The organism is Leifsonia sp. SIMBA_070 (genome assembly GCF_046534635.1).
Taxonomy (GTDB): domain Bacteria; phylum Actinomycetota; class Actinomycetes; order Actinomycetales; family Microbacteriaceae; genus Leifsonia.
On sequence record NZ_JAWRYK010000626.1, the window covers coordinates 1 to 252 of the forward strand.

At 67.9% G+C, this 252-nt stretch carries 1 protein-coding gene; it reads right to left on the reverse strand.

Features of this window, described 5'->3' with window-relative positions:
• A partial coding sequence (locus SB754_RS21730) for an arginine deiminase family protein (protein ID WP_410784388.1) occupies positions 1–252 on the reverse strand: 252 nt, incomplete at both ends.

Genomic DNA, 252 nt, shown 5'->3' on the forward strand with positions numbered 1-252 from the left:
CCCATCGCTTCGGCGACCACGTCGACAAAGCGGCGGTCCCGTTCGTCGCGGATTTCCACCCCGGGGGCCTTGTCCGAGGGGTGGAGGGTGAAAGGGTGGATGCCGTCCACGATGGCCGGGTGGATGGTGGCCAAATCCCGGTCGGCGAAGGTGAACACGGTGTCCAGGTGCATTGCGGCGCGCAGCTTGGGCATGCCGGCGACGACGATCCGTTGCGCCGCCTCTTCCTTGAAGAGGGCCTGCGCGAGCTGG